This is a genomic window from Burkholderia sp. MR1-5-21 (genome assembly GCF_053427715.1).
The window spans coordinates 1-19,992 of the sequence record NZ_JBSAXD010000031.1 but is presented as its reverse complement, the minus strand read 5'-3'; the positions used below and the strand labels follow the sequence as shown (position 1 = coordinate 19,992).

General features: G+C 61.8%; 18 protein-coding genes. 6 read left to right on the top strand and 12 right to left on the bottom strand.

Annotated elements, in window-relative coordinates; translation table 11 throughout:
- Positions 1-69 precede the first annotated feature (69 nt).
- Both ACV229_RS31845 and ACV229_RS31840 read right to left on the bottom strand, forming a co-directional pair.
- Positions 70-1,188, bottom strand: coding sequence for a polyamine ABC transporter substrate-binding protein (locus ACV229_RS31845; RefSeq protein ID WP_448087061.1), 1,119 nt, complete (start codon positions 1,186-1,188; stop codon positions 70-72).
- Positions 1,189-1,371: 183 nt separating this feature from the next.
- Positions 1,372-1,593, bottom strand: a complete 222-nt coding sequence (locus ACV229_RS31840) for a hypothetical protein (RefSeq protein ID WP_448087060.1) — start codon at positions 1,591-1,593, stop codon at positions 1,372-1,374.
- Between the two features lie 719 nt (positions 1,594-2,312).
- On the opposite strand from ACV229_RS31840, the gene ACV229_RS31835 reads away from it, so the two are divergent.
- Positions 2,313-2,444 carry a hypothetical protein gene (locus ACV229_RS31835; protein WP_448087059.1) on the top strand — a complete coding sequence of 44 codons (132 nt, stop codon included), beginning with the start codon at positions 2,313-2,315 and terminating at the stop codon, positions 2,442-2,444.
- Positions 2,445-3,069: 625 nt separating this feature from the next.
- The gene (locus ACV229_RS31830; protein ID WP_448087058.1) at positions 3,070-3,645 is read left to right on the top strand and encodes a hypothetical protein; all 576 of its coding nucleotides are present in this window, start codon (positions 3,070-3,072) and stop codon (positions 3,643-3,645) included.
- Positions 3,646-3,733: 88 nt separating this feature from the next.
- Here ACV229_RS31830 and ACV229_RS31825 read toward each other — a convergent pair whose 3' ends face one another.
- Positions 3,734-5,239 (bottom strand): ankyrin repeat domain-containing protein, encoded by a 1,506-nt coding sequence (locus ACV229_RS31825; RefSeq protein WP_448087057.1) that lies wholly within the window; start codon positions 5,237-5,239, stop codon positions 3,734-3,736.
- Here ACV229_RS31825 and ACV229_RS31820 point away from each other — a divergent pair.
- Positions 5,225-5,731 (top strand): helix-turn-helix domain-containing protein, encoded by a 507-nt coding sequence (locus tag ACV229_RS31820; protein ID WP_448087056.1) that lies wholly within the window; start codon positions 5,225-5,227, stop codon positions 5,729-5,731. The two genes, ACV229_RS31825 and ACV229_RS31820, sit on opposite strands and share 15 nt — an antisense overlap.
- Before the next feature lie 238 nt (positions 5,732-5,969).
- Here the strand turns inward: ACV229_RS31820 and ACV229_RS31815 are convergent, their stop codons facing one another.
- From ACV229_RS31815 to ACV229_RS31805, 3 genes are all read right to left on the bottom strand, one after another.
- Positions 5,970-6,374 (bottom strand): cupin domain-containing protein, encoded by a 405-nt coding sequence (locus tag ACV229_RS31815; RefSeq protein WP_448087055.1) that lies wholly within the window; start codon positions 6,372-6,374, stop codon positions 5,970-5,972.
- Positions 6,375-6,378: 4 nt separating this feature from the next.
- On the bottom strand, positions 6,379-6,858 hold the full coding sequence (locus ACV229_RS31810; protein WP_448087054.1) for a carboxymuconolactone decarboxylase family protein: 480 nt from the start codon (positions 6,856-6,858) through the stop codon (positions 6,379-6,381).
- Between the two features lie 193 nt (positions 6,859-7,051).
- Positions 7,052-7,552: an Ohr family peroxiredoxin gene (locus ACV229_RS31805; protein ID WP_448087053.1), complete on the bottom strand. Its 501-nt coding sequence runs from the start codon at positions 7,550-7,552 to the stop codon at positions 7,052-7,054.
- 622 nt (positions 7,553-8,174) lie between these two features.
- Here ACV229_RS31805 and ACV229_RS31800 point away from each other — a divergent pair.
- From ACV229_RS31800 to ACV229_RS31790, 3 genes are all read left to right on the top strand, one after another.
- Positions 8,175-10,283, top strand: a complete 2,109-nt coding sequence (locus ACV229_RS31800; RefSeq protein WP_448087052.1) for an efflux transporter outer membrane subunit — start codon at positions 8,175-8,177, stop codon at positions 10,281-10,283.
- 34 nt (positions 10,284-10,317) lie between these two features.
- Complete coding sequence (locus ACV229_RS31795) at positions 10,318-11,634, top strand: HlyD family secretion protein (protein ID WP_448087051.1); 1,317 nt, start codon at positions 10,318-10,320, stop codon at positions 11,632-11,634.
- A gap of 104 nt (positions 11,635-11,738) precedes the next feature.
- A complete protein-coding gene (locus ACV229_RS31790; protein WP_448087050.1) occupies positions 11,739-13,292 on the top strand; it encodes a DHA2 family efflux MFS transporter permease subunit in 1,554 nt (517 codons plus the stop codon).
- A 278-nt stretch (positions 13,293-13,570) separates the two neighbouring features.
- On the opposite strand, the gene ACV229_RS31785 is transcribed toward ACV229_RS31790, so the two are convergent.
- The 6 genes from ACV229_RS31785 to ACV229_RS31760 all read right to left on the bottom strand — a co-directional run bounded on the left by ACV229_RS31785 (position 13,571) and on the right by ACV229_RS31760 (position 19,760).
- Positions 13,571-14,032: a RidA family protein gene (locus ACV229_RS31785; RefSeq protein ID WP_448087049.1), complete on the bottom strand. Its 462-nt coding sequence runs from the start codon at positions 14,030-14,032 to the stop codon at positions 13,571-13,573.
- Positions 14,033-14,457: 425 nt separating this feature from the next.
- Complete coding sequence (locus ACV229_RS31780; protein WP_448087048.1) at positions 14,458-15,462, bottom strand: VTT domain-containing protein; 1,005 nt, start codon at positions 15,460-15,462, stop codon at positions 14,458-14,460.
- A 47-nt stretch (positions 15,463-15,509) separates the two neighbouring features.
- Positions 15,510-16,781: a DUF3734 domain-containing protein gene (locus ACV229_RS31775; protein ID WP_448087135.1), complete on the bottom strand. Its 1,272-nt coding sequence runs from the start codon at positions 16,779-16,781 to the stop codon at positions 15,510-15,512.
- A 10-nt stretch (positions 16,782-16,791) separates the two neighbouring features.
- A complete protein-coding gene (locus ACV229_RS31770) occupies positions 16,792-17,574 on the bottom strand; it encodes a 3-hydroxybutyrate dehydrogenase (RefSeq protein WP_448087047.1) in 783 nt (260 codons plus the stop codon).
- A gap of 15 nt (positions 17,575-17,589) precedes the next feature.
- Complete coding sequence (locus tag ACV229_RS31765; RefSeq protein ID WP_448087046.1) at positions 17,590-18,369, bottom strand: acetoacetate decarboxylase; 780 nt, start codon at positions 18,367-18,369, stop codon at positions 17,590-17,592.
- A 389-nt stretch (positions 18,370-18,758) separates the two neighbouring features.
- Positions 18,759-19,760, bottom strand: a complete 1,002-nt coding sequence (locus ACV229_RS31760) for a bestrophin family protein (protein ID WP_448087045.1) — start codon at positions 19,758-19,760, stop codon at positions 18,759-18,761.
- Between the last annotated feature and the right edge of the window lie 232 nt (positions 19,761-19,992).

Here is a 19,992-nt window from a genome sequence, read left to right as displayed (position 1 = left end):
GCGTCCGGTCACGAGGCCGCGTGGTGCGCAGTCCCGTGATCGCCGCCCCCCCGTATTGCATGCCACCGCTCAACGCCCGGTCTTCAACTGCGCCCACAGACGGTTCTGAAGCCGGCGAATTTCCGGCGACACGGGCTTCAGCAGCGTCATCCTGCCCAGCACCTCGTCCGCCGGATAAACGGCCGGATCGCGCGCGATCGCGGGCTTCACATACTGGCGCGCGGCCTTGTTCGCGGTCGGATAGAACACCGTGTTGGTGATCGCCGCATTGACCTTCGGATCCAGCACGTAGTTGATCCACTTCAGCGCGGCGTCCTGATTCGGCGCATCCTTCGGGATCGCCATCATGTCGAACCACAGCAGCCCGCCTTCTTTCGGATTCGCGAACTTGATGTCGTACGGGCGCTTCGCTTCCGCGGACCGGCGGTGCGCGATGCCGACGTCGCCCGAATAGCCGAACGCGACGCAGAGGTCGTTGTTGGCGAGATCGTTGATGTAGCCCGACGAGTTGAACTGCGTGATGTACGGACGCACCTTCTTGAGCACTTCGTACGCGGCGCGGTAGTCGGCCGGGTTCGTGCTGTTCGGGTCCTTGCCCATGTATTGCAGCGTCGCGGCGAATACGTCGACGGCCTGGTCGAGGAACGACACGCCGCAGCGCTTCAGCTTCGCCATGTTGGCCGGATCGAAGACCAGCGCCCAGCTGTCGACGGGCGCGTTGTCGCCGAGCGCCTTCTTCACGGCCTGCGCGTTGTAGCCGATGCCGTCGGTGCCGTACGCCCACGGCACGCCGTACTGGTTGCCCGGATCGGCGTCGGCCACCATCTTCATCAGCAGCGGATCGAGGTTCGACAGATTCGGCAGCTTCGTCTTGTCGAGCTTCCGGTAGACGTCGGCCTGGATCTGCTTGGCCATGTAGTTCGACGTCGGCACGACGACGTCGTAGCCCGAATTGCCCGACATCAGCTTCGCCTGCAACGTGTCGTGGCTGTCGTAGTTGTCGTACCGGACGCGGATGCCGGTCTGCTTCTGGAAGTTCGGGATCGTGTCCGGCGCGATGTAGTCGGACCAGTTGTAGATGTTCAGTTCGCCGGCGGCATGGGCCGGGGTGCCGGACAGTACGGCGACGCCGGAGATCGACGCGATGGCGACGGTTGAAAGGGCGCGGCGAAGCGTTCGAATACGCATGGGGAGTTTCCTTTTCAAGACTTCAATCGGGTTGCCTGATGAGGCGCCCAAGCAGTGCGCGATGCGCAAGGCCGCTGACGAACGGGCGCAGCGGGAATCCACGCGCGAGCGCGATCCGTCACCGGTCATGCGACGCGGTGACGACTCAGGACACCTAAGGACGATGCGACGAGAAAAGAGGCGCTAAGGCAGCAGCGATGCCACGTCGTCGGTATGGATCGCGACGAACGCGCGCGCGGAGACGGCATTGTGGCGACGGACGGAGCGACGGGACAGGATCGTGTAGATCGACAGATGCAGGCGAGGACCATGCAAGCCGAAATTGCCGTCGGAAGGGGATGCCGCGCTGCGCAGACTTCGCGCATCGCCTCGATTCCACCTCACCAGAGGGCCACGGACTCTCACGATTACACTCGACTGGATTGTTGAAAGTATTGAACACCCGAGGGTTCGAACACGACGCGTGTTTCGATTCTCGGGATGACGGCCGTGCCCGGCAATCGTGTTTCGCGGCGCAGCAATTACGGTCTCGTCAATCGAATTGAAAGACTGGATCGGTTCGAAACGTCAGGATATACCGGCATTCAGCATCATCAATAAAATTTTTGTAAGGAGGCGTCGGTATTTTCCCTAGTGAACGGATCGCGCCGGTATTCGATTGGGCCGGCAGCCGAGCGCGAATGGATAACGCAGGACGAGGGGTGTCCACTGATCAATGTGCGTGCAAAGTGATGAGAATATTCAACGCGGCGCGCGCGCTGGCTTGCCGTCTTTCACGGTTCTGGCGGTAACGCGGACGGTTTCCCGTCGACGATTAGCCAGGCATGTACGCGGGATTGAAACCATGCATTCGCATCGGCGCGTGCTGTCCGGTTTTCCAATCGCAATCGGAAGAGCCGCGATCTTTTCGACGCGCATCGCGGCCGGGCACAAAGGATTCGGGATGTCTGCATTTGAAATGCGATCGGCGTCGGAGTCCGACATCGACCGCATCTTCGAAGTCCATCGAGACTCGGTCACGCGGTGGTGCATCATGAACCATTCGCGCAAGTAGCCGACGCGATTCCGGTCGACGTCTCGGTGCATCGAATCGGCACGACGTACGCGACTTTTCCGACAAAGTCGTGACGCGCAGCGGTCGACCCGGTTGCGGGTTCGCGTCGAAGGATGCGTTCGGTTTCGAACCCGACCTGATCATGCAGGCGGCGATCGATCAGACAATCGATGCGATGCATGCGAGCGCCGAGCGTCATTGACAACTGGCTCGTTGTCGTGTCGAAGACCGCCTCGCGCCGGTCGAACCCGGTCGGCTGCCCGTTCTTTGAGCACGCGACTCAAAGCCTTGTGCAGAAAGGGAGGCGGCGGGTTTTCCACATGGTTGTCCAGCGAAACTGTGGATAGTGTGGCGGCGTCGGCCCGCGCATCCGCGAGGCTTGATCCGGGATTTACTCGATTGCACGAACACGCGCGTGCTGCCGACTGCACGATCATCGCCGCTCGTCGACATGTCGTTCATCACGCTGTTGAAAATTACCGAGTAGCGCTTGCCTTCGTGATGACCTTGGGCGAACGCAGCGTTCGATCACGTTGGTGACCATTCTGTGATGATCGAACAGGTGAACCTGTTCACCGCGCGTCGTTTGAAACGTTTCTTCGCGCCGCAACGCTCGTACGCGTTATCCGTTGTCGGCTATCACGCGCCAACTGTCAAACATGGTTAGTCAATCGTCAGCATTTGCAACGAGCGTAACAGTCATCAAGAGTCGGAGATTTCTCGATCGAGGCCCGGTAGAGTGGCTCCACCTGCCGCACGGTGCGGCGAGGAACTCGACGGGCCGCGACGATGCGGCCGGTACCAACACTGTCTTTGGGGAGAAAACCATGAACAAGATTCGTACGATGCTGCTCGGTGCCGCGCTGACGGCGTTCGCGACCTCGGCTGCTTTTGCCCAGACTGCCCAGACGGGCGCACAGGGTTCGGCAGGCGCCGGCCTGAACGTGCAGACGCCGATTCTCGGCGTCGGTGCCGGTGCGCAGGCAGGTGCCGGCGCGAATGCCGCGGGTTCGGGCGCAGGGGCGGGCAACCTCGTCGGCGGCGCGGTGAACGGCGTCGGCAAGGCCGTCGGCGGCGTCGGCGCAGCAGCCGGCAACGTGGTTGGCGGCGCAACGAACGCAGTCGGTTCGGCAGCTGAATCGGCGAAGGGCGCTGCCACGTCGGTAGCCGAATCGGCGAAGGGCGCTGCCACGTCGGCAACCCACTCGGCGAAGCAGCACGTGAAGCACGTCGCGGGTTCGGCGAAGAATCACGCGGAAGGCGCGATGTCGACGGCGGGCGATGTCGTCGGCGGCGCGAAGGCGAAGGCCGGCGAAGCGCTCGATGGCACGGCTGCGGCAGTTCAGGGTGGCGCGTCGGTCGGCTTGAAGGGCTCGGCTTCGGCCCAGGGCTCGTCGATGTAAGCAGTGACATCCTCTGCGGGAGTGCGAAGCCGGAACAGAACTTCGCACTCCCGAGAGCAGGATGAGCAGAGACTGCGGAGATGCAGCCTCAACGCCGGTATGACGGTGGCCTTTCCAGACTGATCGGCGCGGGATTCAGCAGCACCCACGCGACCGCGAGTTCGCACAGGCGCATTGGATCACCGGACTGGCTTTTCACGTTGCCGACGACGGTCGCGGCGTCCTCGCAATCCGATGGCGTCAACGGATTGCCCGCCTGGATGTACGCGAGGAACGCGTCGGCCATCTTGTTGAAATCGGCGTCCCAGTTGCAACCGCCATTGCCTTCAAGCTCGTGGGCTATACGCCCCGACACGCGGATCACTTCGCCCTGGATCGTCGCCGCATGGCCCGATGCGGGGACCAGCAGTTCCCACAGTTCCTGGTGTTGCGCCTGCCACGAATCCGCGCTGACGACGATGCGTGACTGGCCGTCATGCATCCGGCGGCGCGGCACAGGCCGCACATCGAAAAGCGCATAGAGGCGATCGAGCGCGCCGCTTGCAGCACCGACCGAATCCGGATTGAAGCCCGCTCGATGAAACTCGAACCGCTTGCCGATCGCGTCGACGAATTCCTTCATCCGGGGTGTCCGCTGCGCACCGGCATCGAGCAGCGCGACGGCGAGCGGGACCACGCGTTCCAGATCGATGTTGCTGCAGCCGCGCAGCGCCAATTCGAGCGGCGTCAACCGTTCCCTGTTGAGCGCGTCGACGTGAGCGCCCCGCTGAAGCAGCAATCGCGCATGCTCGACGTGATACGAAGCGGCCGCCGCGTGCAACGGCGTGCCGATCGACGCGCTGTCGCTGTTGACGTCGGCGCCGAGTTCCAGCAACACATCGATGCGCCCCCGGCGGCTGCGCGACCTTGCGTGCAGCGGCGTGTTGCCCCGCAGGTCGGTCGCGGACAGGTCGGCGCCTTGCTCGACCAGCCAGCGCGCAAGCGCGTCCGGGCACAAGTCGAATGCGAGCGCCGTCTGTTTGCCGTATCCACCGCGCGCGTTTGGATCGCAGGTATCGAAGACGGCCCGCAGTTTCGCGACGTCGCCTTCCGCCAGCAACTCCTCGAAGTTCTTGGGTAACGATTTCCTTTTCGTGCGGCCAGTGTTGGTTGTTCCCGTCCGGGCGGCAGGAGACGAAGCCGGCGCCGGCGTAGCCGCGCCGGTCTCGGGGCGCTTGCCTGCAGCATCGGTGTCCGTTTCTGACAGCTTGTCTGCCGGCCTGTCTGCCGGCTCCAGCGGCCGGCCTCCGAACAACCGTTTCCACCAGTTCATGGCAGCAATCCTCCGTTCGGCGTCGAAATGTCGTCGTTCGTTCCGCGCGCATCGCGCATGGCCGGTGCAGGCGCGCCGTTGGCGTATCCTTCCACCTTCGGAAACAGACCCGCGCTCGTGCCCGTCCCCGGCAAGAGGCTCAAGCCTATCACTCGCATGACCACACAGAAGGATATCCGCGCCGACATGACATCCGTTGCGTCTGACGATGCGTCTCCCAGCCCGTTCCTCGGCGACCGGATCCGGGGCTTGCGAAAGCGCCGGGGAATGACGCTGACGCAACTCACCGACAGCACGAACCTGTCTGCGGGCTATATCAGCCAGCTCGAGCGCAATCTGGCTTCGCCGTCGGTCGCGGCGCTGGTCAACATCGCGAAGACCCTCGGCGTGACCGTGCAATGGTTCTTCTCGGGCGACAACCCGGTGCCGGTCGACGAGCGCGGCTACGTCGTGCGCCGGGGCGGCCGGCTGCAGATCCAGTACGAGCAGGGCGTCGTCGACGAACTGCTGACGCCGCGCATGGACCTGCAGCTCGAACTGCTCTATACGCGGCTCCCGCCCGGCGCGGAAAGCAGGCAGAGCTATTCGCACGAGGGCGACGAAGTGGGCTACGTGCAATCCGGCCAGCTCGAAATCTGGATCGGCGACGACAAGCACTTCATCCTGGGCGAAGGCGATTCCGTCGCATTCTCGTCGCGCCTGCCGCATCGCTACCGCAATCCGGGCAACGTGGAAGCGGTCGTCATCTGGGCCATTTCGCCCCCGACTTTCTGAGTCGTTCTTCCGCCACGCGCGCGGCCGTCGTTGCGCCGATCGTCAGGAGACGATCGCGCTTCCCCAGCCTTTGCTTGCCATCGGACGCGCGTTTTCGACGGGAGATTCGATGCCGATTCGCGCGGCAGTGTTCGGTCTACTGCACGCCGGGCGCATTCAAGCCCTTGCGCAGCCGGTCAGATCGATTGCGACATCGGTAGAAGCGGCCCGGCGTTGCCGGGCCTCGACAACGATTGCACTACTTCACCGGCGTGAGGACCGGCGCGCCCTTGTTCTTGATCAGAAGCACAATGAATTTTGCCGGTTTCGTGCTGCTGGCATTTCTTCCGACCGTGTGCACGTCCTCCGGGCCTTCGTGGAACGTGTCGCCAGCGTGGAGCGTGACCTCCTTGTGACCGTTCAGGCCCATCACGATGCTGCCGTCGAGCACGTAGACAAAGGCGTGCGCATCGTGACGATGAACGGGATCGACGCTGCCTGGCGGATAATCCACGACGATCATCTGGACTTCCTTGCCCGGATACTCGGGCAGCGGCTCCGTGGTCAGCGGCGTGACTTTGGCTTGCGGTGCGGCGGCGGCCGGCTGAACGGCCATCAGCAGCGACGATACGAGCGGCGCAAGAACAAGCATGATGCGCTTCATGTCGTCACTCCAGGTTGGCCTTGTCGAGCCCGAACATCTTGTCGAACGAGCCGGGCACGATGCGGAATGCGACATTCAGCCGATTCCAGCTATTGATCGCGCCCACGAGGACAGTGAGATCCGACAACTCCTTCTCGGAATAGTGCGCACGGACGCGCTCGTAGAGGTCGTCCGGCACGCCGTGCGGGGGGAGGTGGGTCAGCGCGTCGGTCCATTCCAGCGCGGCACGCTCGCGCGGCGAAAACAGGGGCGACTCGCGCCAGATCGCGACGTGATGAACGCGCAGTTCGCGTTCGCCGTGGATTTTTGCCATCTTGATGTGCATGTCGACGCAGAATGCGCAGCCATTGAGCTGCGATGCCCGAATCTCGACGAGCTCGCGGACCGGCGCCTCGATAGTCGTCTTTTGAAACAACCCGTCGAGCTCGACGAGCTTTTTGGTCAGTTCCGGCGATTGTTGAAAGTAGTTGATACGTTGCGTCATGATCTGTTCTCCTGATCTGTGGAAGCGGTACTACCGAACCTGCGAATAGCGATTCACCGCAGGACCTGTCCGGCAACCATCGTAATCGCGTGCCTCGGGGACCAGTAGTGCCGGGGACGTGCGCACTCTGTTGCCGCTTCGGAACCAATCGCCCGTCGAGTGCAGCGGTCGATCGCACATCGTTGGCGTGCAGTCAGGTCGATACCGAGATGACACTGCAGATTCCCTGCCGCGCCATCTTCGTGTAGGGGCACAGGCGTTCAGTGTCGCGGACAAGACCTTCCGCGACATGCAGGTCGACACCCGGCATGCGGACGGTGACGTTGGCATTCAGCACATATCCGCCATCGACCGGATCACGACCGAACGATACTTCGACGGCCACGGTCGTCTCCCCGATGTCGATCTGCTCACGTTGCGCCAGCAGGCTCAGCGCGCCGTGAAAGCACGCGGCGTAGCCGGCGGCAAAAAGCTGTTCGGGATTGGTGCCGCCGCCCGGGCCGCCGAGTCTGGTGGGCAACCGCAGATCAAGGACGAGACAGCCGTCGTCGGATCTCGCGACGCCCGATGCACGGCCGTGCCCGGATTCGCCTCCAGAGACCATGACCGTGGTCGTATAGAGCACGGCGAATTCCCGCCCGCGGTATTTGTCGAGCAGTGACAGCGGCGGAGGTTGCAACCTCTCATTCTCCATATGTCTCCCGGTTGCTTGTATTGGCCAACGCGAGCGGTTCTCGAACCTTGCGTGTCGAGGCCGTGCGTCGTTTTTCGAAGCGAATCAGCGCAATGGCGCAGGTCTTGCCTGCAAGTCGATCCCCATGACCTCCATCCGAAACACGGGCCAAACGCTCTTGCATGCTAGGCAAAGACGAGTCGCCGCACCAGATCGGCTCGGGATGCATGGTGTTGCCCACTCTGCACCAATAACGCGAGAACGGGGCGATCGGTGGCATCAACCGCTCGACGAATGCAGCGACGGGGCGGATTGGTGCCAATGAGGAACGGGAAAGTGTTCCGATACAGGTCTACCTGCGCATGGGTCCGGCTCCTAGTATTACGGCACGGCAATGCGGCTGATCAGGGGCGCCGACGAGCCATCGATTTCGATAGCGCCCGACGCACGCGCCCCGAATCGTGATTTTCCGTCGCCAATGAAGTGTTGCGAATGCAACGGCAACTGCTTCCGAAAGACGTATTTCGGGCGGGAGCGGCTTTGTCGTCGAACCGGAAGACCGTGACCCACTCTTCGACTTGCGCGTGCAAGCGGCCCATCGGCGACGCGAAATACGACGCACATACGAAATCGGAGGCTTGCGATGGAAACGTTGAATATCGATTGGCTGATGACTTCGCTGGCGCCGATTCGAACCGAACCCGGCATCGAAGCAGGCGCTCATCTCGTCAGCGAGCGCGAAGGGTATGCGCACCACGGAATCTACGCGGGAAACGGACTGGTTATTCACTATGGCGGCTTTCATCGTTCCACCAGGCGGTGCCCGGTGGAATGCATCTCGTTGCGTCGCTTCGCGGCGAACAAAGGCATCCGTGTTCAACTGGAACCGGAGGCCGTTTATACCGGAATGACCGTTGTCGAGCGGGCCCGGTCGCGCCTTGGTGAAGACCGATATCAGCTTCTGACGAACAACTGCGAACACTTCTGTACATGGTGCGTACAAGGCGTCGGACGCAGTGAGCAGGTACGCCGTGGTTTGAGGAATCCGTGGATGGGCATCAGAACATTGTTCGCGTTTGCGAACGAGATGCTTGTTTCTCGCGCACGCATGACGTCGTGTCGTCGCGATGAAAAGCGCTCGAATCACGCTGCGCTGCTGCCGATACCGGACCGAACCCGAATAGCGTTTTTTCTGCAAACGGTTTTCTTTGCCTACTACGTGACGAGACGAGCAATGAACATTTTTTCAATCGCCGGGCGACACACGTCACGCGTGTTCAAGTCGGGGGTGCCGGTGCTCGTCGCGACCGGGTTGTCGGCGTGCGTGAATTATGCGGGCATTCATGGCGATGCCGCGATGGCTGATCCGCAGCAGTATGCGACCCAGCAGAGTCTTCCGTTCGAGCGAGGCCATTGGCCCAACGCCAATTGGGCCGATCAGTTCGGCGACGGCCAACTGAAAGCACTGGTTGACGAGGCGCTGAGAAGCAGCCCGACGCTCGATCAGGCGCGTGCGCGCGTGGCTGCCGCGCAGGCTTATAGCGAATCCGCGCATGCGGGAACGATGCCGCGCGTCGACGCCAGCTACGCGCTCACACGTCAGCAATTTTCCGGAACGGCACTCGTTCCGCCACCATATGGCGGGTCATGGCAGACGGAGAACCAGGGCATCCTGAGCGCTTCGTATGAACTCGACCTCTGGGGCAAGAAGCGCGAGGCGCTGAAGGCGTCGGTGTCCAGGCTTCAGGCGAGCCGCGCCGACGAGGAAACGGTCAGGCTGACGCTCACGACGTCGATCGCGCGCACCTATAACCAGCTTGCACGCCTGTACATGTCGCATGACATCGCGGAACAGGAGATCGATCGGCGCGAGCAGATCGATCGCATCACCGCAGGTCGTATCGCGACAGGGCTCGACACGCAGGTCGAGCGTGAGACCGCACGCGCGAATCTCGCGACGAGCCGCGCCGCGATGAAATCGCTCGATGGTCAGATTCTCGCGACGCGCTATCAGACCGCCGCGCTGCTTGGCGCCGGTCCCGATCGCGGTTTGCAGATCGCGCGCCCGGCGCTCGGCATGGGCGACGAGGTTCGTCTGCCCGGCAATTTGCCTGCGGATCTCGTGAGCCGGCGCCCCGACATCGTGGCCGCCCGGTGGAGCGTCGATGCGATCGCGCACGACGTGAAGGAAGCGAAAGCCGAGTTCTATCCCGACATCAACCTGAGCGCCGCGATCGGCCTCGATGCGTTCGGCTTCGGTCGCTTCCTGACGGCGGCGAGCCGCACGGCATCGGTCGGCCCGGCGATCCACCTGCCAATCTTCGACGCGGGTGAACTCCGCGCGCAACTGAAGGGACGCTACGCCGACTTCGATTACGCCGTCGCGACCTATAACCAGGCGCTCGTGACCGCATTGACCGAAGTCGCCACGCAAATCGCCGGCGTGCGTTCGACGGATGCGCAGCTTGTCGATGCGCAGACTGCGCAACAAGCCGCACTGAAAGCCGCCGAGCTGGCGCTCGCGCAGTACAAGGCCGGTCTCACGAATCAACTGACCGTGTTGAACGCCGACGTCAATGCGCTTTCCGCGAATCAGAGCGTCGCGAATCTGCGCATGAACCGCCGCGATCAGCAGATTGCGCTGGCGTCCGCGCTGGGCGGCGGCTTCGTCGACATGTCGTTCGTGGACTCGGGGGCCGCGGCACGCGCCGATGTGTCCGCATCCGACACACGTGCCGTCGCCGCGCGCTGAGCGGCTATCCATCGAATCTGCCTGGAGAATTGAAATGAGCGAAATCAACCCGCCGGTTCGCAAACCGGTCGATGCCGCGCGCGTGAATCATGACCCGTCGCCCTCTGGAGGAGACGATGTCGCAAGCGAACCCGCTGCGCGGCGGCGCAGGCTGCTGTTGGCGTTGCTCGGCGTGGCGGTCGTCGCGTCGTCGGTCGCGTATGGCGTGTACTACCTGACGTATGCGCGCTACCACGAATCCACCGACGACGCATACGTCAGCGGCAACCTCGTGCAGTTGACGCCACAGGTGGCGGGCACCGTCGTCGCCGTGAATGCCGACGATACGCAGATCGTGAAGGCGGGCGATCCGGTCGTCACGCTCGACAACGCCGATGCGAAAGTCGCGCTCGGCAATGCCGAAGCGACGCTGGGTCAGACCGTGCGGCAGGTGAGCAGTCTTTACGTGAACAACGATCTCTACGGCGCGAACGTCGCCCAGAAGCAGTCCGATCTGGGCCGCGCTCAGGACGATCTGCGCCGCCGCCAGGCTGTTGCCGGTACGGGCGCCGTGTCGGCCGAAGACATCGCGCACGCGCGCGAGACCGTGACGGCCGCGCGGGCCGCGCTCGACGCCGCGCGTCAACAGGCGGAAGCCAACCGCGCACTGACCGGCCGCACGACGATCGACCAGCATCCGAATGTGCAAGCCGCCGCGTCGAAAGTGCGCGATGCGTATCTCGCCTACGCGCGCAACGTACTGCCCGCGCCTGTCACGGGCTATGTCGCGAAGCGTTCGGTTCAGGTCGGCCAGCGTGTGTCGCCGGGCACCCCGTTGATGGCGATCGTGCCGCTCGACGGCGTGTGGATCGATGCGAACTACAAGGAAAGCCAGTTGCGCAACATGCGCATCGGTCAGCCCGTCACGCTGACGGCCGATGTGTATGGCGGCAAAGTCAAGTATCACGGCCGCGTCGTCGGCTTCTCGGCGGGCACGGGAAGCGCGTTCGCGAGCTTGCCGGCGCAGAACGCGACGGGCAACTGGATCAAGATCGTTCAGCGTCTGCCCGCGCGCATCCAGCTCGACCAGAAGGAACTCGAAGTGCATCCGCTGCGTATCGGCCTGTCGATGGACGTCGATGTGGATACGCGCGACAACACGGGCCCGAAGCTCGGCGCGGCGATGAATACGTCGTATCGCACGGACGTGTTTGCCGCATACGGCGCGCAGGCCGATGCCGAGATCGAGAAGATCATTGCGCAAAACATCGTCATCGAGCATGCGGGGCAAACGGGGCACGTCGTATCGTCGACCACCTCCGCAAAGCGCGACGCAAGAGACACGCGCGGCGCAAAGCTGCGCGCAAGCTAAATCGCCGCCCGGCGCGCGCTTCGCAGTCGCGTTCCGGGTGATTCAATCGTCAGACTGGCCCGATCGATACGCCGGGCCGGTCGAACCTCCAGAGTGAAAGCGAGATGAATTCCTCAATGCAAACTGCACCGCCACCGCTGACGGGCGGAAAGCTGGTTCTTGCGACAATCGCCGTCGCGCTCGCGACGTTCATGAACGTGCTCGATTCATCCATTGCCAATGTTGCAATTCCAACCATCTCGGGAAACCTCGGCGTATCCGTCGACGAAGGCACGTGGGTGATTACGCTCTTCTCGGCGGCCAATGCCGTCGCGATACCGTTGACAGGCTGGCTCACGCAGCGCGTCGGACAGATCAGGTTGTTCGTGGCCGCCATCGTGCTGTTCGTGTTTTCGTCGTGGTTGTGCGGCGTCGCGCCGGACCTGCTCGTGCTGCTCGCCGCGCGCGTATTGCAGGGGGTCGTCGCAGGGCCGCTGATTCCGCTTTCGCAAGCGATCCTGTTGGGCTCGTATTCGAAGGAGAAAAGCTCGACCGCGCTGGCGCTTTGGTCGATGACCGCGACAGTCGGCCCGATCGCCGGTCCCGCGCTGGGCGGCTGGATCACCGACAGCTACAGCTGGTCGTGGATCTTTTACATCAACATTCCCGTCGGCCTGTTCGCGGCCGGCGTAACGTGGATGATCTATCGCGACCGGGAGACACCCGTGCGCACGCTTCCCATCGACAAGGTCGGCCTGATGTCGCTCATTGTGTGGGTCGCGTCGCTGCAGATCATGCTCGACAAGGGCAAGGATCTCGATTGGTTCAATTCGCCCGTGATCTGCACGCTTGCCGTCATCGCTGCCATCAGCTTCCTGTTCTTCCTGATCTGGGAATTCACGGAGAAGAACCCGATCGTCGATATTCGCCTCTTCGCGGTGCGTAATTTCCGCGGCGGCACGATTGCGATTTCAGTCGCGTATGCGGTGTTCTTCTCGAACCTCGTGATCCTGCCGCAATGGATTCAGGGCTATCTGGGCTATCGTTCGGTGGACGCCGGACTCGTGACAGCACCGCTCGGGATCTTCGCCGTGCTGCTTGCACCGTTGATGGCGAAGATCATGCCGAAGTCCGATGCACGGGTGCTCGCGACGCTGGCCTTCGTCGGTTTTGCGGGCGTGTTCTTCATGCGCTCGCATTACACGACGAGCGTCGACCCCTATACCCTGGTGCTGCCGACGCTGTTGCAAGGTATTCCCATGGCGCTCTTCTTTACGCCGCTTACCGCGATCATCCTGTCGGGGTTGACGCCCGACAGGATTCCGGCGGCCGCCGGCCTGTCCAATTTCGTGCGTGTGTTCGCGGGCGGCGTCGGCACGTCGTTGATCTCGACCGGGTGGAACGACCGGACGATCCTCCACCATGCCCGACTCGCCGAGCAGTCGAGCGTGAACAATCCCGACTATATGAGCGCGATCGCGCAGCTCCACGCGACGCTCGGCGGCAGTACGGATCAGGCCGCGACGTTCTTCGAACGCGCGCTGAATGCGCAGGCAGCGATGCTCGCGCTGAACGATATCTTCTGGCTGTCGTCGATCATCTTCATCGTAATCATTCCGCTGGTCTGGCTCACCAAGCCCGGCAAGGGCGGTGGTGGGGTAGCGGCAGGGGCGCACTGAGTAAGGTCACTTCGAATCGCATGGTGATGATCACTCGTACGCCGTCGAGCCAGAATGCGCCAAACCCGCGAGGATCGATCCCAAGGTGGTGTCCATAATTTTCGAATTGATGGACACCACTTGGTCAGAGCCGATGGGGAAGCCGGGCTGTCTCGAACGACGCCCAAATCACGATCCGGAATTGCGGCGTCGTCTGGCGATGGCTGTTGACTAGCCTGGCGTTTCGGTCGCCAGATTGGCTCGGGAGTTCCGGGCAGCTGACTGTCGGATGCGTGCGGTTAGCGTTGTTCGACGACCGCTTCAATTTCCACTGCAAAACCGCGTGGCAACGAGCCCACCCCGATTGCCGATCGGGCATGTACGCCACGGGCCCCCAGAACCTGAACAAACAAATCCGATGCGCCATCGATCACCTCGGTGTGTTCAGTGAAATCCGGGACGGCATTGACCATTCCAAGCACTTTAACCACCTGATCGAGCTGTTCGAAGCCTCCGAGCGCCTCCTTCATCACCGCAAGGAGGTAGATAGCCGCCTCGCGTGCATGGTGCTGCGCTTCGGTAACGCTGATCTCGGCGCCCACTTTGGGAACAGGCTCTCCCGGAGCGCGAAGGGGATAACCTTTGCCCGACAGATAAATCGTCTTTCCATGCTTCACGTAAGAGGCAAAGTTGCCGCGCGGCGTGACTATCGCGGGAAGCGTGATGCCCAGTTCGCGAAGGCGTTGTTCGACATTGCACATGAGTGGGGCCCGTCAGGAATTACCGTTGGAACGCACGCGATCATTCTACGGCATCGATCACGCCGGAGGGGCGCATCCGGTTCAGGGTACCCGATCGCGGGCACGTGCTCACATGGTCTGCACGGACTTCCGCCAAGGTCCGGAAATCATGCGTCGTGCGAACACGAATGAAGGGCTGGGACCGCTGAGCCGCTTACGACACAGGCGCGACGACGTTCTCAATGCAGTGCCTTGCCATCTGCGTACAAGGGAAAAGTCGTTTGGTGTCGGGAAGAGGCTTGAAACCGGGAGTGCAAAGGTCGTGGCGCCGTTTTAGGATACACGAGGCAATGGAGGCGCTGTCCGTGGCCGAGCAGATCGCCGGCCTGGCAGGCCGGAAACGGCGCGCTACCCGGCTACTCTGGCGCTTGGGGGCGCCACTGCAGTCAATGCGTGAAAAGTTTCCGTTCGTCACCACCGATTGCCGCGTCGTTCATCGCGATCATCGGCTCGACGTCGAAGCCCGCGACGCGCCATGCATCGATACCGCCGGTGAGCGGCAACGCGAGCTTGACGCCGGACAGCCGCAACTGCTTGGCCACCGACACCGCAGACACTTCGTGCGGGCACGCACAATAGATGACGAGCGTCCGGTTCGTTCCATAGCACGCCATGATCTGCCGGTGCTTTCGTTCATCGGCAATCACGGCGCCTGGAATGACAAACGGATCGAGCATTCTTCGCTCGGTGGAGCGGATATCGATCACAACCGGCCGCGGATGGTTCGCGAGCAATGCATGCAATTCGTCCGCGCTGATCCGTGCCTTCCCGAGCGCGTTTGCCAACATCTGTCTGCGACAGTAGCAATACAGGACATACAGCACCGGTGCGATGGCGATCACGATGAGCGCACGCCAGCCGAGACGGGCGACAAGGGCGAAAATCACGTCGATCTGGGAAGCGAACAGTGTGCCGATAGCCAGTCCGATCGACGCCCACAGCGCAATGCCGGCGCAATCGTGCAAGACAAAGGAGCGCAACCTGACGGCCATCGCGCCGCACAGCGGAACGGCGACGAGCGACAGGCCGGGTACGAACCTCGCAACAACGAGCACGCGGACGCCCCAGCGCCCGAAAAAGCGCTCCGTTGTCCTGACGCACGTTTCGCGCGACTGCGACAATTTGCAAACGGTATGAAGCGTGCGCTTGCCGTACCGTTTGCCGCCCTGAAACCAGACCAGGTCGCCGAGCAAGCCGCCAATCACGGCGGCGCCCAGTATCGTCGAGAAATGCAGCAACGTCGACGACGCAACGTGCGTGACGAGCGCAATGCCTGCCCCTACCGTGATCAACGTCGGTATGGCAGGCAGAGGCAGGCCAAGCGAAGACCCGAGCACGTTCAGGAAGACGACCAGCGTGCCGTACCTCGCGATCATTTCATGCGACATCATGGTGCTCTCCTTGAGGCTTGCACATATCCGACCTCGAAGATCGTTCGCTACCTGACGACGGACAGTTCTTCCTGCGACGCGTGTTTCGATACCGGCAAAACGTCCTTGCCCAGGCCGTCGATTTCGTTGACGTCCTGCCGATAGCGGTGCACGTCCCGCGTGACGAAGCCGATTTCCCGGCTCGGAATCTCGAACCACTCCGGGTGTCCGAACGAACGCCGAATATCCTCGAGACCGCTCGCCCAATGCTCGCGCATCGTATCCTTGCTGAATTCATAGTCCTTGTAGTGCCCCTCGAACGTCTTGTTCTTGTAGATCAGGTGCACGACGTTCACCGCACTGCCATCCGCCGTCTTCTGCGCCTCTCGCAACAACGGGTGCGCAAGCCGCACATCTTCGGGAATATGTTCGAGCAGCGCCTTGATCATCTGCGCGTGCTTCTGGTTCTGCGACATGAACGCCGTGATGGCTCGCGTGCGGCTTGAATACTGAATGTCCTTGGTGCGCTCGCTGACATCGAGGAAGTCGCCCGGCAACTTGCCTCGCGAGCTCCACAGATCGATCTGGAAAACGAGCGTGTCCTTGTGCTGGCTTTCCCGGATGATCTCGGTGAGTGGCGTGTTGGAAACCAGTCCCCCGTCCCAGTAGAACTCGCCATCGATCTCGACGGCCGGAAAGCCCGGCGGCAGTGCGCCGGAGGCGATGAAGTGCTCCGGCGCCAGACGCATTTTCGAATTGTCGAAATAGACGAGATTACCCGTTCGCACGTTGACTGCCCCGACGGATACGCGAATGTTCCCGTCATTGATGCGATCGAAGTTCGCGTACCGCAAAAGCGTTTCACGCAACGCCGACGTGTCGTAATAGCTGACCTGATCGGGGCGTTTCCTGCCGAACCCTGCGAAAGGCACACGCATGCGCGGAGAGAAGAATCCGTTCTGACCTTCCATCAGTGTGCGCGTTGCGGCCCATGCGCTCGACCACCTGCGCCCCATGTCTTCAAGTCCGGACCACGCCGACATGTACGCGCCGACGTGTGACAGCGGATCGGTCGGCTGACTGATGGTGTTCCAGAAGCCGCGCAGCGCTTCCGCTCGATCCGCGGGCGGATTGCCGGCGATGATCGCCGTGTTCAGCGCACCGATCGATACACCGGCGATTCGCGTCGGTTCCACACCGACTTCGGCCATACCTTCGTATACGCCGGCCTGGTATGAGCCGAGTGCGCCGCCGCCCTGCAGCACGAGCCCGATTTCGTCATAGGCGGGGAGCTTGATGCGATGGGGCTGCGTCAGCTTGTTTCGCTGGCTCGAATACATGGTGTTCTCCTTACTGCATGAACCAGCCGTGGCTGACAACGATCGATTGTCCGGTGAGCGCGTTCGACTCGAAGCCGGCAAGGAACGCAACGGTGTTCGCGACATCCGCCAGCGACGTGAATTCGCCGTCGACCGTCTCCCTCAACATCACGTCCCTGACGACCTGCTGTTCGGAGATACCCAGGGCTTTCGCCTGCTCGGGGATCTGCTTGTCGACCAGCGGGGTTCTGACGAAACCCGGGCACACGACATTGGCACGTACGCCACGCGGGCCGCCTTCTTTCGCGACAACCCGCGCGAGGCCGAGCAACCCGTGTTTCGCGGTCACATAGGCGGACTTCAGTGGCGAGGCCTCGTGCGAATGCACCGAGCCCATGTAGATCACCGTGCCACCCTTGTTCGACGCATACATATGCCTGATGGCGGCCCGGGTCGTCAGGAACGCACCATCGAGGTGAATGGCCAGCATCTTCTTCCAGTCGGAAAATGCGTAGTCCTCAATCCTGTTGACGATCTGGATGCCTGCGTTCGACACGAGCACGTCGATTCCGCCCAGCCGGTTCACCGTTTCGGCCAGGCCCGCATCGACGGCTTCCTCGCTGGTTACGTCCATTGCGATTGCCAACGCTTTCCCACCGTTGGTAACGATATCGTCGGCAACCTTTCGCGCAGCCTCGAGGTTCAGATCCGCGATCACGACCGTCGCGCCGTCTGCCGCGAGCTTGCGCGCGCACACCGCGCCGATGCCGCTTGCTGCGCCCGTAACGAGCGCGACCTTGTCATTCAGTGCCATACGTCCTCCGGGAGCTTACTGGTTGACCGCGAGTTTCAACGACTCGGCGGGGGCGAGATAGTCATAAGCCACTTCGCCGATATCGAGCGTGAGATTTGCAATGACGTGGCGCGCGCCGATCACCTTGCGAACCGGCAGCTCGGCAACCGATGCGAGTGCGTGTGGATGCAGTTCGAGCGCGGCGGGCCCCTCCCATGCGCCGATCACGTCGACATCGCGCAGGAAGAAACGCACCAGTTCGCAGATGCGAGCCGAGCCATCGACGTGCGGAATGACCTTGAGCAGATAGTTGGGTGTGTCGGCGAGCTTGCGGCGCTCGGCCGCCGTGTCAAGGGCGCGATACTTGTAGCCCATCGTTCCGGTGGCGATGCGCTGCGTTCCGTAGTCGAGCGTGCCGAGCAGCGTGTCCTTGCCATCGACGCAGAGCTTCGGCGTGGCCAGCTTCTTGGGAAATCCCCAGATTTCGCGTCCGGCTGCAATCGGGCCTTCATCGTCGAGGTACATCGCATGCGTGAAGTTGGCTCGATTGCCGTCCTCGTCCAGAACGGAGATCACCTGGCCGCTTTCCGTGTAGTCACCGAATCCTGACGAATCGGGCATGCGAATGAACTCGTAATGGACGATGGCCTTGTCGACCGTCAGCGGGGCCGGGACGACGGCCCGGAGGGCGTCCATGTCCGTCTCGTACGAGATGATGAAGTACTCCCGATTGATGAAACGGAAGGGCGGACGCGGATACGCCGGGTTGTGCACGGGCATCGCAAACGCGTTGTTGCGGATTTCTTCTTCTGTCACGGATCGTTCCTCGGTTGGTGAGGTGCTGTGTCACACCCGTCACGGCAGCCTTTGCTGCCGCGGCCAATGACGAGCGAAGGCGCAACGCGGCAAAGACTTGCCGCGCGCGTTCGCACGTTTCTCTTGCGGTGCCGTGTTTGTTTCCCGGATTGCAGCAGGCAGCATGAACGGCCACCGTCAGCGCCAAGCGTAGGCGATGTGGTCTTGCGGCAGTAGCGTCGCAAAGGACCTCACCATGTTGTCTCTGCGGCAACAATCGACGACGGGGGGATTGCGCGGCAAATGATCCAGGTACGGCAAACGATGCCGTGCGAAAGAAAGCATCGAGGGGCGGGCGCGCAGCATGTCTTTCCCGCGGGCCGGTGACGGGTCGACAGACGCCGGACTCCCTATAGCGCAATGATCGTGTGGCTCGCCGGATCGCCGGCATGTTCTCCGAGCATCGCTTTCAGATCGCGCTCGATCGTGCTGCACAGCGTTGAAATGGGAACATCGTTTGCGCCGCCTTCAAACGGATTCTCCGTGCTTTCGCCAACCTGCTCGAGCGATGTGTACATCCACGAAACCGCGACACTGCATGGCACCACCAGCCATACCATGTTGCCGTGCATGAAGCCGATCACGCCATCATTCAGCCGGTTGAATTCGTTCAGAAGCCCGAACGGAAGGGACAGGCAAAAGAATCGTACGAACAGGGAGCTGACGGTCGCGTACTGACGCGGATAGGGGAAGTTCTTGAAACGTTCCGCTCTTGACTGGAGATCAATGAAGTCTCCGATCGTTTTTTGAAGCTCCATGTAAAAGTTCGAATTCAGTTGGCCGGCCATGTGAAGCGTCTTGAGCGAAGTGCCTTGCAGGCTCAGCACGAACGTTGCGATGGAAGCAGAAGAGAGCGCCTGTGCCGTTTCACAGGGAGACAGGTATTTTGGCAATATTTCCTTGATGTCTGTTTCCCACTCCGGAACGCGATAGAACCGACGGTACTCCGCATTGGAGCGTTGGTTCGTGCTTTCCCAGATACGGGAGCGACGCAGGTCATATCGCAGTGCGGTCAGCCAGGCGAGGTGTCGATATACCAGTTCTCGGGAAATCTCGTCGTCCGTGACAAAATCGCGCGCGATTTGACCCCAGCGACGGCTTTTGCTCAAGATATCCGTCCAGATTTCCAGCGCGTCCATTGCCCTGTTGTACGTTTGAACGTTCTTGAAGCCGACGATAAACGACGTCGCAGTTCCTAGAAGAGCGACGATCGTCAGAGGTATCGACAACCATGTAACGGAAAAGAATTTATACAGAACAACCGGCACGGAACCGAAAATAAGAAGTTCGTAAATTTTCCAGCGAGTCCAGATCAGGAATTCCGATAATTTGTACGATTTTCCGAGATGCATTTTATTTTCCTCATCGCTAATTCAGGTGGGTGTCGAAGATGGCGTTTTGGTCGCGTGTGATCTTCCATCACGCATCATGCCTGCGATCGATTCAGGCGGCATGTGATCGATTGGTGCCGAAGAGGCAACATCGTGAGCACGATTGCGGATCTACTGCGCAATGCCGCGTCGACCTACGATGACTTCGTGCGGTCGATTGCCGCCAACGACATCCGTCGGGCGAGCGTGTCGG

Excerpts from the sequence above, each read along its gene's own strand:
- ACV229_RS31810 (WP_448087054.1), bottom strand. The coding sequence starts at position 6,858 with ATGACGCAACGTATCAACTACTTTCAACAATCGCCGGAACTGACCAAA.
- ACV229_RS31770 (WP_448087047.1), bottom strand. The coding sequence starts at position 17,574 with ATGGCACTGAATGACAAGGTCGCGCTCGTTACGGGCGCAGCAAGCGGC.
- ACV229_RS31815 (WP_448087055.1), bottom strand. The coding sequence starts at position 6,374 with ATGAAGCGCATCATGCTTGTTCTTGCGCCGCTCGTATCGTCGCTGCTG.
- ACV229_RS31780 (WP_448087048.1), bottom strand. The coding sequence starts at position 15,462 with ATGATGTCGCATGAAATGATCGCGAGGTACGGCACGCTGGTCGTCTTC.
- ACV229_RS31775 (WP_448087135.1), bottom strand. The coding sequence starts at position 16,781 with ATGTATTCGAGCCAGCGAAACAAGCTGACGCAGCCCCATCGCATCAAG.
- ACV229_RS31790 (WP_448087050.1), top strand. The coding sequence starts at position 11,739 with ATGAATTCCTCAATGCAAACTGCACCGCCACCGCTGACGGGCGGAAAG.
- ACV229_RS31760 (WP_448087045.1), bottom strand. The coding sequence starts at position 19,760 with ATGCATCTCGGAAAATCGTACAAATTATCGGAATTCCTGATCTGGACT.
- ACV229_RS31785 (WP_448087049.1), bottom strand. The coding sequence starts at position 14,032 with ATGTGCAATGTCGAACAACGCCTTCGCGAACTGGGCATCACGCTTCCC.
- ACV229_RS31820 (WP_448087056.1), top strand. The coding sequence starts at position 5,225 with ATGACGCTGACGCAACTCACCGACAGCACGAACCTGTCTGCGGGCTAT.
- ACV229_RS31800 (WP_448087052.1), top strand. The coding sequence starts at position 8,175 with ATGGAAACGTTGAATATCGATTGGCTGATGACTTCGCTGGCGCCGATT.
- ACV229_RS31830 (WP_448087058.1), top strand. The coding sequence starts at position 3,070 with ATGAACAAGATTCGTACGATGCTGCTCGGTGCCGCGCTGACGGCGTTC.
- ACV229_RS31805 (WP_448087053.1), bottom strand. The coding sequence starts at position 7,552 with ATGGAGAATGAGAGGTTGCAACCTCCGCCGCTGTCACTGCTCGACAAA.
- ACV229_RS31795 (WP_448087051.1), top strand. The coding sequence starts at position 10,318 with ATGAGCGAAATCAACCCGCCGGTTCGCAAACCGGTCGATGCCGCGCGC.
- ACV229_RS31845 (WP_448087061.1), bottom strand. The coding sequence starts at position 1,188 with ATGCGTATTCGAACGCTTCGCCGCGCCCTTTCAACCGTCGCCATCGCG.